The sequence below is a fragment of the Caloramator sp. E03 genome (assembly GCF_006016075.1).
Lineage (GTDB): Bacteria > Bacillota > Clostridia > Clostridiales > Caloramatoraceae > Caloramator_B.
Genome location: NZ_CP040093.1, coordinates 589,335 through 601,103, shown reverse-complemented (window position 1 = coordinate 601,103; position 11,769 = coordinate 589,335). Strand labels below are relative to the sequence as shown.

Annotated in this window: 12 protein-coding genes and 1 other RNA gene; 11 read left to right on the top strand and 2 right to left on the bottom strand. The window is 31.8% G+C overall.

From position 1 onward, the window contains the following. The first annotated feature begins 75 nt into the window (after positions 1–75). From FDN13_RS03145 to FDN13_RS03135, 3 genes are read left to right on the top strand one after another with little or no spacing between them, the layout of a single operon-like run. Positions 76–987, top strand: a complete 912-nt coding sequence (locus FDN13_RS03145; protein ID WP_243120256.1) for an amino acid ABC transporter substrate-binding protein — start codon at positions 76–78, stop codon at positions 985–987. A gap of 30 nt (positions 988–1,017) precedes the next feature. Beyond that, positions 1,018–1,668, top strand: coding sequence for an amino acid ABC transporter permease (locus FDN13_RS03140; protein WP_138978862.1), 651 nt, complete (start codon positions 1,018–1,020; stop codon positions 1,666–1,668). A gap of 13 nt (positions 1,669–1,681) precedes the next feature. Continuing rightward, the gene (locus FDN13_RS03135; protein WP_138978861.1) at positions 1,682–2,413 is read left to right on the top strand and encodes an amino acid ABC transporter ATP-binding protein; all 732 of its coding nucleotides are present in this window, start codon (positions 1,682–1,684) and stop codon (positions 2,411–2,413) included. 85 nt (positions 2,414–2,498) lie between these two features. Here FDN13_RS03135 and FDN13_RS03130 read toward each other — a convergent pair whose 3' ends face one another. Further along, positions 2,499–3,983 (bottom strand): putative glycoside hydrolase, encoded by a 1,485-nt coding sequence (locus FDN13_RS03130; RefSeq protein WP_138978860.1) that lies wholly within the window; start codon positions 3,981–3,983, stop codon positions 2,499–2,501. Positions 3,984–4,171: 188 nt separating this feature from the next. Between FDN13_RS03130 and ssrS the strand changes: the two genes are divergently transcribed. From ssrS to FDN13_RS03100, 6 genes are all read left to right on the top strand, one after another. Continuing rightward, positions 4,172–4,349: non-coding RNA, 6S RNA (gene ssrS, locus FDN13_RS03125), on the top strand. A 24-nt stretch (positions 4,350–4,373) separates the two neighbouring features. Further along, positions 4,374–5,102 (top strand): tRNA threonylcarbamoyladenosine dehydratase, encoded by a 729-nt coding sequence (locus FDN13_RS03120; protein ID WP_138978859.1) that lies wholly within the window; start codon positions 4,374–4,376, stop codon positions 5,100–5,102. 16 nt (positions 5,103–5,118) lie between these two features. Then, positions 5,119–5,382, top strand: a complete 264-nt coding sequence (locus FDN13_RS03115; RefSeq protein ID WP_138978858.1) for a metal-sensitive transcriptional regulator — start codon at positions 5,119–5,121, stop codon at positions 5,380–5,382. 136 nt (positions 5,383–5,518) lie between these two features. Beyond that, positions 5,519–6,754 carry a serine hydroxymethyltransferase gene (gene glyA / locus FDN13_RS03110; protein WP_168190055.1) on the top strand — a complete coding sequence of 412 codons (1,236 nt, stop codon included), beginning with the start codon at positions 5,519–5,521 and terminating at the stop codon, positions 6,752–6,754. An 83-nt stretch (positions 6,755–6,837) separates the two neighbouring features. Further along, the gene (locus tag FDN13_RS03105; RefSeq protein ID WP_138978857.1) at positions 6,838–8,070 is read left to right on the top strand and encodes an NAD(P)/FAD-dependent oxidoreductase; all 1,233 of its coding nucleotides are present in this window, start codon (positions 6,838–6,840) and stop codon (positions 8,068–8,070) included. Between the two features lie 130 nt (positions 8,071–8,200). Beyond that, entirely contained in the window at positions 8,201–8,716 is a 516-nt protein-coding gene (locus FDN13_RS03100) for a superoxide dismutase family protein (protein ID WP_138981007.1), read from the top strand. A 57-nt stretch (positions 8,717–8,773) separates the two neighbouring features. On the opposite strand, the gene FDN13_RS03095 is transcribed toward FDN13_RS03100, so the two are convergent. Continuing rightward, positions 8,774–9,052, bottom strand: a complete 279-nt coding sequence (locus FDN13_RS03095; protein ID WP_138978856.1) for a YmaF family protein — start codon at positions 9,050–9,052, stop codon at positions 8,774–8,776. Positions 9,053–9,224: 172 nt separating this feature from the next. Here FDN13_RS03095 and FDN13_RS03090 point away from each other — a divergent pair, with 172 nt between their 5' ends. Together FDN13_RS03090 and thiI are read left to right on the top strand one after the other, a co-directional pair. Continuing rightward, the gene (locus tag FDN13_RS03090; protein ID WP_138978855.1) at positions 9,225–10,364 is read left to right on the top strand and encodes a cysteine desulfurase family protein; all 1,140 of its coding nucleotides are present in this window, start codon (positions 9,225–9,227) and stop codon (positions 10,362–10,364) included. After that, a complete protein-coding gene (gene thiI, locus FDN13_RS03085) occupies positions 10,361–11,497 on the top strand; it encodes a tRNA uracil 4-sulfurtransferase ThiI (RefSeq protein ID WP_138978854.1) in 1,137 nt (378 codons plus the stop codon). Before FDN13_RS03090 ends, thiI begins: the two co-directional genes overlap by 4 nt. Positions 11,498–11,769 lie beyond the last annotated feature (272 nt).

The window sequence follows — 11,769 nt, the reverse complement described above, 5'->3', positions numbered from 1 at the left end:
AAAACATAACATAATAATAATATAATAAATTTTGCGATGTTTTTTTAATTAACTATTGAATAAGTATAATTATGAATGTATAATGATAAGATGATAATAAAAATGGAAAGGATGATTGAATTGAAAAAAGTTGTATTATTTACAATGGTAGTATTTATATTAACAGGTCTTCTTGCTGGGTGTGGTAGCAAGTCTTCAAATGACACAGAGAAAAATCCGAATAGCGCACAAAAACAAGAAGACTTTTTATTAAGTGTAAGTAAAAATGATAGTTTAGCTGCGTTACTTCCTGATAATATTAAAAGTTCAGGTAAAATAATGATAGGGCTTGATGATTCATATCCTCCTATGGAATATAGGGATGACAAAAATAATCTTGTTGGATTTGATATTGATTTAGGAAATGCAATAGGTAAAAAACTTGGAGTTAATATTGAATGGGTTCCAACTGCATGGGATGGAATACTTCCAGCTCTAAAAGCAAAAAAGTTTGATATGATTTTATCTGCATTAAGTATAACAGATGAAAGAAAAAAAGAAATAGCTTTTAGTGAGCCATATATATCAGGTGGTCCAATTATAATAACAAAGAAGGAAAATTCATCAGTTAGTGGTGTTGATGCTATAAAAGGAAAAGTTGTTGGAGTTCAACTTGGTTCAACTGGTGAAGTTGCTACAGAAAAAACAGGTGTTACAAAAGAGATAAAAAAATATGATAAAATAACTGAGGCATTTATGGATTTAGCTGCTGGAAGAATAGATGCACTTGTTGCTGATGACCAGGTTGGAAGATACTATATGGGACTTGAAGAAGGCAAGTATGTATCACCAGGAAAACTTATGGAAGAACCATTTGGAATTGGATTTAGAAAAGAAGATGAAAAACTTAAGGAAGCAGTGCAAAAGGCAATAGATGAATTAAAGGCTGATGGTACTCTTTCAAAAATATCTTTAAAATGGTTTAAAACTGACTACTATTCAAAATAAACTTTAAATAGCAAATTAGGGGGGCTACTATTGGATATCAAATTTATTATAGGAAAACTTCCTTATTTACTTGATGGAAGTATCATGACAATAAAATTAACAGTTATAACACTATTTTTTGGATCAATTTTAGGGGTAATACTTGCACTTTTAAAGATAACTAAAAATATATTTACAAGTGGAATTGCTTCCTTTTATATTTGGGTTTTTAGAGGTACGCCACTTATATTACAGTTGTTTTTCTTCTATTATGCTCTTCCGATGATGGGAATTACAATGTCTCCCTTTACTGCAGCAGTTATAGGTCTTAGCCTTAACTGTGGTGCATATATGGCAGAGATAATAAGAGGAGGAATAATTTCTATAGACAAGGGACAGTTTGAAGCAGCAAAGGCACTTGGATTTAATTATTTTCAAACTATGAAAAAAATAGTACTACCTCAAACCTTTAGAGTTATTATTCCACCAGTTGGAAATGAATTTATTACAATGCTAAAGGATACGTCACTTGTTTCTACAATAGCAATGGTTGAGCTTATGAGAAGTGCTGTTCAGATATCCTCAGCTACTTTTAAATATACAGAGATGCTTTTTACAGCAGCAATATTGTATCTTATAATGACAACAGTTTTTACAAGTATTTTCTCTGCAGTCGAGAAGAAATTATCAAGATATTCTTAAGGGAGATGGAACAATGTACATGATAGAGGCTAAAAATGTAACAAAAAGATTTGATGACCTTGTTGTATTTGAAAACATTAATATAAACGTAAAAAAAGGTGAAGTACTTGTAATAATTGGTCCTTCAGGTTCAGGTAAAAGTACGTTTCTAAGATGTCTCAATCATCTTGAAGAGGTAGACTCTGGAACTATAATAATAGAAGGAGAAAAGCTGAACTATAATGATAAAAAGAGCATTAGAAAAATAACAATGAAGATGGGAATGGTATTTCAAAATTTTAACCTGTTTCCCCACATGACTGCTTTAGAAAATGTAATAGTAGCTCCAATAACAGTGAAAAAGGAAGATAAAAACGTTGTGATTGAAAGGGCAAAAATGCTATTAGGAAAGGTTGGGCTCTCTGATAAAATAGATTATTATCCATCAAAACTTTCAGGTGGACAAAAACAAAGGGTTGCTATTGCTAGAGCTCTTGCAATGAATCCCGATATAATGCTTTTTGATGAGCCTACTTCAGCCCTTGATCCAGAGCTTGTTGGTGAAGTTTTAAATGTCATGAAAGATCTTGCTAATGAAGGTATGACTATGATAGTTGTAACTCATGAAATGGCATTTGCAAGGGAAGTTGCTGATAGAGTAATATTTATGGATGGAGGAAAAATTGTAGAAGAAGGGACTCCAGATGTTATATTTTCAAATCCTAAAGAGGATAGAACTAAGGCTTTTCTTGAGAAGGTACTATAATTATTTTTAAATTTCAGGTAAGCTTTATTATGTTTAAATATAAAAAATAAAAGCACCTTGATTTAAAATATCAAGGTGCTTTAAATTATTTTACAGCTTCTTCTGTGTATTTATTTCCTGCATTCCAAAGCATGAATTCATCGATACCATTTAATTCTAAAGCTTTGATTTCATTTGATACTTCATTTACACCATAATGTATGTGACCTTTAACCCATGTTGCTGTGAAATCTTGAATCCATGGCCTTATGATTGCAGGGGTTTTAATATTTTTGTTTCTTGCAACTGAGTCCTTTGCTGAATTAAATATAGTTTCAAAGGGTTTTGCATCAGGAATTTGAAGTTTGTATGTTCCATTTGCATAGTGGCTTGGATACATCATAGGACACACATAATCAACAACGTTACTTATTGCCTCAAAATATTGGCCTAATGCCATATCATCAGGAACAGAGCCTACCAGACCATATATATCTGCACCTATATAAACCTTAAGAGGGGATAGTTCCTTGTATGCAAGTTTTAAATAATTTTGAATTGCTAAAGGCTTTGGTATGTTATCAGTGTTCCTATAATCTAATATTTTATCAAGTTTTCCACCATTTGAGGCAGGAAAACGTACATAGTCAAATTGAATTTCATTAAATCCAACCTCTGCTGCCTCCTTTGCAACTGATATATTGTAGTCCCAAAGATCTTTATCATAAGCAGTTGCCCAAGCAAGGTTATCTTTGTTTGTAAATACCTTATTTGTACCTTTATATATAATTGCTCTGTCAGGATGAGCTTTTATATATGTTGGATCCTTAAAAGATACTATTCTTGCAATAGCGTAAATATTGTTATCTTTAAGCTTTTTCATAAAAGCTGCAATGTCTTTAATTGGTGCTTTTTTATTGGCTTCAGGGGCATATTTCTCAGCAGCTTTTGTTGGAAAGAGCATAGTTCCTTTATCGTCTTTTACGTCAATTATAAAAGCATTTATCTTAGTTCTCTTTGTCATTTCAATAAGCTCATCTATTCTTGAATTACTTGCAGAATAAATAGTGACGTAAATTCCTTTAACTTTTACTCTTGGGTTGTTATCATACTCTGATACTTTATTTTGAGGACTAAAATCAAGTGATTTTAAATCTTTGCTTAAAAGATCAGTCCTATTTTTAACTGTATAGTTTGACAAAATCCAGCCACTTGATTCTTTACTATTGTTTGAATAGCTAATTTTATACCAAACATTTTTTTTATCATCTGCTTTATTTTCAAGTATTCTAACTTCTGTTCCTTTTAAAAGCTTGTCTATTACCTTTGCATTATAATTAGCCTCAGCTCTTACGATTAAGCTATTTGCACTTATATAAACTATATTTTCCTGATTTTCTAATGAATTATCTTCTTCTTTTGAATTTGTATTATTGGAATTATTATTTGTATTAGTTGTGGAGTTTTGACTTTGTTGGCTTAACGAGGACTGTGGCAAATTAGATTGTACATTTTTTGTTTTACAAGAAGGAATAATAGTAAGTAGTAAACATAAAATAATAGATGTAGATAAAATTTTAGCTTTTTTCATATAAAATCCTCCGTATAAATATATTGCTTATATAATTATTATAATTGCAATATCTTAAAAATTCATTATAAATTTTTTATGTAAACACAAGTAATAATTAAAAAATTAAGGATTAATGATATATAAAAATTATAAAATAAAATATATATATTGATAAAAATGATGTATGGTGCTATATTAAATATAAATAGTGCCTGCTGTATTCGATAGGATGGACTTTGTATGAGCCAACACTAATACAAAGGGAGCCCGGTCTCCTGATGTGGAATGTAGGCCTTAATTTAAGGTAACAAGAAGCATCAGGGAGGACACCCACCTGCTGGGAGCAGGTTCATTCAATCCATCTAACGATACGGCGGGTATTTTTAAATAGATTTTTGGAGGAATTTTATGGTTAATCCATTTTTAAGAACTGAAATATTAATTGGCAAGGAAGCAATGGATAAACTTAAAAATTGCACAGTTGCAGTATTTGGTATTGGAGGAGTAGGTTCATTTGTAGTTGAGGCTCTTGCAAGATGTAATGTTGGAAAGTTAGTGCTTATTGATGCAGATAATATATGCCCAACAAACATTAATAGGCAAATCCATGCGACTACAAAAACAATAGGAATGCCTAAGGTTGAAGTGATGGCAAGTAGAATATTAGATATAAATCCTGATGCTGAGGTTGTTACATATAAGAATTTTTATAATGAAGATACTTCAAAAGAGCTTTTGAGTTTAGACTATGATTATGTTGTTGATGCTATAGATACTGTATCATCTAAAATTGATTTGATTGTAAAGTGCACTAATATGAATATCCCAATAATAAGTAGCTTAGGAGCTGGAAATAAGCTAGATCCTACAAAATTTGAAGTGTCAGATATTTATAAAACAAGTGTGTGCCCTCTTGCAAAGGTACTTAGACAGGAACTTAAAAAAAGAAGAGTTGAAAGGTTAAAGGTAGTATATTCAAAGGAACCCCCTATAAAACCAAAAGATATAATGATATCCTCTGATGAAAAAGAAGATACCGTAATCAAAAAAAGAAAAATAATAGGGAGTATATCCTTTGTACCTTCGGTTGCAGGGCTTATTATTGCTGGTGAAGTTGTAAAAGATTTGATAAAATAATATTAGAGGTGTTAAAATGGAATATTCTAAAAACGATATAATAAAAAGATTAAAAAGAATAGAAGGACAGGTAAAAGGAATACAAAGGATGATAGAAAAGGATGAATGCTGTAGTGACATTTTAATACAGATTGCAGCAGTAAGAGCTGCGATGAATAAAGTTGGGGGAATTATACTTGAGAACTACTCAAAAAACTGTATAAGAAAAGCAGTTGAAAGCAATTTTGAAGAGAATAAAATTGATGATCTTATTGAAATGATGATAAAGTTTATGAAGTAAATAAAATGATGTTACAATATTAGATTAACAGGCTGCTGTATGCAGCCTCTATTATAATAATCTTGTAAATCTTTCTTTTAATATTTATAATTTAATTTGTATAATATACAAAAATAAGAAAAAAGGAAGTGACATTATGGGGTTGGAAAACATAAGAAAAATAGATAGCGAAATCTATGAAGCTATCCTAAATGAAATGAGTAGGCAACAGAATAAAATTGAGCTAATTGCTTCCGAAAACTTTACAAGTAAGGCAGTTATGGAAGCACAGGGTTCACAGCTAACAAATAAATATGCTGAAGGTTATCCCAAAAAAAGGTATTATGGTGGCTGTGAATATGTCGATGTCGTTGAAGACCTTGCAAGAGAAAGATTAAAAAAATTATTTAATGCAGAACATGCCAACGTTCAGCCTCATTCGGGCTCACAGGCAAATATGGGAGTTTATTTTACTGTTCTTGAACCAGGTGATAAAGTACTTGGAATGAATCTTTCCCATGGAGGACATTTAACCCATGGAAGTCCAGTTAATTTCTCTGGTAAGCTTTATAACTTCATTTCCTATGGAGTTAATGAAGAGGGATACATAGATTACGATGAATTGAGAAAGATGGCTTTAAAGGAAAAGCCGAAGATGATAGTATCAGGCGCAAGTGCATACCCAAGAATTATTGATTTTAAAAGAATTAGGGAAATATGCGATGAAGTTTCATGCTATATGATGGTTGATATGGCTCATATTGCAGGTCTTGTTGCAGCAGGACTGCATCCAAATCCTGTAGAGTATGCAGATTTTGTAACAACAACTACTCACAAGACACTGAGAGGACCAAGAGGTGGAGCTATACTTTGTAAAGAAAAGTATGCAAAGGCTATAGACAAAAGCATATTTCCAGGAATACAAGGAGGGCCACTGGAACACGTTATAGCTGCAAAAGCTGTTTGCTTTAAGGAAGCTATGGCAGATGAATTTAAGGAATATCAAAAGAAAGTATTAGAAAATGCTAAAACTCTTGCCAAAGCATTAATGGATAGAGATTTTAAACTTGTATCTGGTGGAACTGATAATCATCTTATGTTAATTGATTTGAGAAATAAAAATATAACAGGTAAAGATGCAGAGCATATTCTTGATGAAGTAGGAATTACTGTAAACAAGAATACGATTCCATTTGATCCTGAAAGCCCTTTTGTAACAAGTGGAATAAGGATTGGAACTCCTGCTGTTACTACAAGAGGATTTGGAAAAGAAGAGATGATTGCAATTGCAGATATTATAAATTGGGTAATTGAAAATAGAGATAAGGATTTAAAACCTGCAAGGGACAGGGTAAAGAAAATTTGTGAAAGTTTTCCAATTTATAAGGATTGATATGAACCTCCGGTTATCCGGAGGTTTAATATTTTTATAAAAATGATATAATATTTTTAAATTATCTTGAAGGGAAGATTTATATGGGTGGAAAAACAGTAGCAGTAATTGGAGGAGGAGCAGCTGGTCTTGTTGCGTCAATTACGGCAGCGAGAGAAGGGGCTGAAGTTTTTATATTAGAGAGAATGAACAGAGTTGGGAAAAAAATACTTGCAACTGGAAATGGTAGATGTAACCTCACAAATATGTATATAGACATAAGTAGATATCATGGTAAAAATCCTAAGTTTTTTTATGGAGCTTATTCTCAATTTGATGTAAATAAAACCATGGATTTTTTTGAAGAAATTGGGATTATGTGCAGTATTCAGGATGATGGGAAAGTATATCCTTATAGCTTTCAGGCTTCAAGTGTACTTGATGTTTTAAGATATGAAATAGAAAGACTTAATGTGAAAGAAGTTTGTGATACAGAAGTTAAACAGATTAAGCCTGTTAAAGGAGGCTTTGTCATTATAACAAAAGATGGCAGAAACTTTAATGCTAATTCCGTAATAGTTGCAACAGGAGGGAAGGCAAGTCCTAACCTTGGCTCAAATGGAAGTGGATATGATATTGCAGCTGCGTTAGGGCATAAAATAATAGAGCCATCTCCAGCTCTTGTTCAATTAAGGCTTAATGCTCCGTTTTTAAAAGCAATTAAAGGAGTAAAGTTTGAAGGAGAAGCTTCTATTGAGGTAGATAATAAAGTGCTTAAAAAGGAAAAAGGAGAAATTCTCTATACTGACTATGGTATTTCAGGCCCCCCTATTCTTCAGCTAAGTAGGACTGCTGTAGAAAATATTAATAAATCAAAAAAGCCTTTTATTGTAGTGGATATGTTTCCAGACTTTGAAAGTGATAGGTTAGAAGAAATCATAATAAAAAGAATAAAATCATCTCCTTATAAACCTATTGATTTTAGTTTTGTTGGTCTTATAAATAAAAAGATGATACCTGTAATATTAAAGTTGGCTGATATTAAAGATATACATATAAGATGTGGGGATTTAAATGAGAATTATATAAGTTCTATTGTAAAAATAATGAAATCTTTGAAATTGGAGATAATAGGAACACAATCATGGACAGAAGCACAGGTTACTGCAGGAGGTATTGATGTTTCAGATATAAATCCTAAAACTTTGGAATCAAAGATTGTACCAAATCTTTATTTTGCAGGGGAGATACTTGACATAGATGGGGATTGTGGAGGATTTAATCTTCAATGGGCTTGGTCATCTGGTTATGTTGCAGGTTATAATGCAGCACAATAGAAAAAATAATTAAATATTCACCTTCATGGCTTTAAAGCATATAATAAACTGATGTGTATAATTATTTAATGGAGGTATAATAGTGTTATCTTATGTTCCTAATTTTGAAAATAAAAGCATATTTGATTCGATGAATTGTTGCAGTTGCTATTTTAGAAGTATCGGGTATACAGATCAGTACTATGCTAAAAAAGCTTATGCCCATATTAAAGGTGGACCTCTTGCACCCAATCTTGATGGATATGTTTACTTTAGGGAAGTTTTAGGAGGTACAATGGTTTATGTTGATATTTCAGGTTTGCCGGAATTTAGGCCAGCTAAAGATAATATGCCACAGGTAGGTCCTCATGGGTTTCATATTCATGAATTAGGAAATTGTGATGTTGGAGATGTAAATAACCCTTTTGCTTTAGCAGGTGGACACTATAACCCTTGGAATCAGCCACATGGAAATCATGCAGGAGATTTTCCTGTTTTATTTTCAAACGATGGTATTGCAAATATGAGCTTCTTTACTAATAAATTTAAAGTTGCAGATATAATTGGAAAGACGATAATAATACATGAAAGCCCTGATGATTATAGGACACAGCCTACTGGTGCATCAGGAAGAAGGCTCGGATGTGGTATAATAAAAGAAATGTAGTAAAAAATATTAGCGCCACAGTTGGATTAATTGTGGCGTTAATATTTTAATATATCATTATTCTGAAAATGTGTATCCTGTTATATTATGGGTATGGCCTTCAAAGGGATCTGTAATTCCATGATAAAGATGAACGTGCCATCCACCAGGTATTTGGATATCTTTTTCTGATGTTATACAAAAGGTATGACAGTGACCGTTAGAAAAGGATGTAACACCTTTTAGATAATGGCTGTGAGGAGTTTTATTAAGACCGATTGTACTTTCACTACAGTAGCTGTGCTCATGATCTTCACAGTAGGAGGATGTTCCTGAGAACTGGTGCTTATGATACATTATGTTCACCTCAAAGTATTTGTCTTTATATATATTATGAGCAAATAAGGTATATGTTACAAAAGTATAGTAAATAATTAAATCATTGACAAAGAGGAAAAATAGAAATATATTGCTATTGTAGATTATATTTGAAATAACCTTATCATTTATTATAGAGGAGGAGCTCGAAATGATATATTTTGATAATAGCGCAACAACAAAACCACATAGAGAAGTTATTGATGAGGTTGTACTTTGTATGGAAAAGTATTTTGGAAATCCCTCATCTGCCCACAGGCTTGGTATTGAGGCTGAAAAAAAGATGAAGATAGCAAGAGAAAATGTAGCGATGCTTATAAATGCACAGGCAAACGAAATAGTTTTTACCTCTGGAGGGAGTGAGGCTAACAATACAGCAATTAAAGGAATTATTAAAAACGGGGATCATGTTATAACTTCAAAAATTGAACATCCAAGTGTTCTTAGAGCATTAAAGGAACTTGAAGTGGAAGGGGTAGAAGTTACATATTTAGATGTAGATAGCAGGGGAGTTTTAAACATAGACCAACTTAAAAATTCTATTAAAGATAACACAAAGCTTGTAACTATTATGCATGTTAATAATGAAATAGGTTCAATTCAGCCTATTGAGGAGATAATAAAAATAGTTAGAAATAAAAATAAAAAAACGAGAGTTCATGTGGATGCTGTTCAATCTGCAGGAAAAATAAAAATAGATGTTAAAAAGTTAGATGTGGATTTAATGTCTATAAGTGCCCATAAGATTCATGGACCTAAAGGAGTAGGTGCCCTTTACATTAAAAAAGGTGTAAATATAAGGCCTTTAATATCTGGTGGAGGTCAGGAGAGGGATATAAGATCAGGTACAGAAAACCTTCCAATGATATCTGCTTTTGGAGTTGCTGCAAATATAATAAGTGATAATATTGAACAAAAAATAGAGCATGTAAACAATATTAAAAAGCATTTTATGAATAGGTTATCTGAAATTGAAGATGTGAGAATAAATAGTCCAATAGATGATGTGCATATAGGAAATATACTTAACGTTTCTTTTAAGGATATAAAAGGTGAAGTTTTACTTCATGCACTTGAAGATTATGAAATTTATGTTTCAACAGGCTCAGCATGTTCAGCGAAAAAGTCATCTCATAAAAACTATGTACTTCCTGCAATAGGGCTTAATGATTGCTATATTTCTGGAGCTATAAGGTTTAGTTTTTCGTACCTTAACACTATTGATGAAGTTGATAAAACAATTGAAGCATTAAAAAATATATTGAAGTTTTTAAGGAGGATAAAAAAATGAAAAAGCTTTTAGTAAAATACGCGAGTGAAATTTCATTAAAAGGTTTAAATAGAAAGACCTTTGAAGATTTGCTTGTTAAAAATATTAAGGAAAGAATAGGGAAAAACTACAAAATTACTAAGGATCTTGGAAGATTATTCATTGATGATTATAATGATGAGATGCTTAATAAAATAACAAAGATTTTTGGGGTTCAATCAGTTGCAGTTGCTGATGTTATTGAAAAGGATATTAAAAGTATAGGGGATGCAGCAGTATTGCAATTAAAAGAGTTAAATGTTAAAACTTTCAAAGTAGAGAGCAAAAGGGCAGATAAAAGTTTTCATTTAAATTCATTGGAAATTTCAAAGCAAGTTGGAGGCTATATACTTAAAAATATTTCAGGAATAAAGGTAGATGTACATAATCCTGAGATTGTAGTTAACGTTGAGATTAGGGAAAATGCTTATGTATATTCAAAGGAACATAAAGGAGTTATGGGAATGCCATATAAAAGTGCCGGAAAAGGAGTGCTACTTTTATCAGGTGGAATAGATAGCCCAGTTGCAGGATATATGATGGCAAAGAGGGGTCTTGAGATAATCTGTGTATATTATCACAGCCATCCATATACAAGTGAGAGAGCAAAGGAAAAGGTTATAGATCTTGCTAAAAAGCTTTCCGAATACACAGGAAGGATAAAACTTTATGTTGTTCCTTTTACAAAGATACAAATGGAAATAATAGAAAAGTGCAGGGAAGATGAGCTAACGATAATAATGAGAAGGTTTATGGCAAAGATAGCAGAGGAGATTGCAATAAAAGAAGGTGGACTTTGTATAGTAACTGGTGAAAGTTTAGGGCAGGTTGCAAGCCAGACGTTAGAGAGTATGTTTGTAACAACAAATGGTATAGGAATGCCTATATTTAGACCTCTTGTAGGAATGGATAAGGTTGATATCATGGATATTTCAAGGCAGATAGGTACATACGATATTTCAATACTTCCTTATGAGGATTGCTGTACAATATTTGTTCCTAAACATCCAAAGACTAAGCCAAGATTAAATGACATTGAAGCATCTGAAAAGGCTTTAAATAAAGAGGAACTTATAAATGATGCTATAGAAAATTCTGAAATAATTAATATATAAAAGAATTAAAGTACAAAATTAGGGAATTATTTAGGATGATAATTGGTTAAAAAAGATGAGATTCTGCAGAATATTTTAACCTAATTAGAAACAGAAATTGCCTACTTCGTAAAGTTGGTGATGAATGTTGGTTAACGAATAAAACATAAAATATAAAATAATTATATATCGAAAATCAAGCTAAAATTAGCCACATAGTGGTATTACCTGGGATGAAATAGCCCTTTGAGTGTTGGGAAACTTACTCAGATGGAGTATTGACCAGGAAGTTA